General features: G+C 61.0%; 1 protein-coding gene. It reads left to right on the forward strand.

Translation table 11 applies throughout. The annotated features are described in order from the left end of the window. Window positions 1-467: hypothetical protein (locus tag LZP73_RS19290; RefSeq protein WP_234236530.1), on the forward strand; the 467-nt coding region annotated here is incomplete at both ends.

Below are 467 nucleotides of genomic sequence, written 5' to 3' on the forward strand. Positions count from 1 at the left end.
TATGGACGGCTATACCAGCACGGCGACGGGCGGCGATTGGCGGGGCATACGCTTCAACGATGCGGCGCCGGATAATGCCAGCCCGATGGAGTATGTGTCGGTGCGTTACGCCGGCGAGAGCAACATACCGGGTATCAGCTACAACTCCAGCCATCAACGTCTGGCCCATGCCGAGGTGAGCAACAGCGCTTATCGCGGTATTTATAGCAATTACAGTAATGTGAGCCTGGAAGAGGTGGCGGTGTTTGCCAACCGCCAGCAGGGGGTAGCCAATAACTACGGTAACATCAGTGCCAGTGGGCTGCGGGTGTTTGCCAATGGCGACCACGGCTTATACAGCCAGCGTGGCAGTATCGTGGTGGACGGCGGCGAGATCTTTGCCAACGGTGGCCAGGGTGCGTATGCGGAGACGAGCACGCGGCTGGAGGCCAAGGATGTGTGGTGGGGCGCGGCCGATGGTGCCGGCG

This window comes from Shewanella sp. AS16 (genome assembly GCF_021412365.1).
In the GTDB taxonomy this organism is placed as follows: Bacteria; Pseudomonadota; Gammaproteobacteria; order Enterobacterales; family Shewanellaceae; genus Shewanella; species Shewanella salipaludis.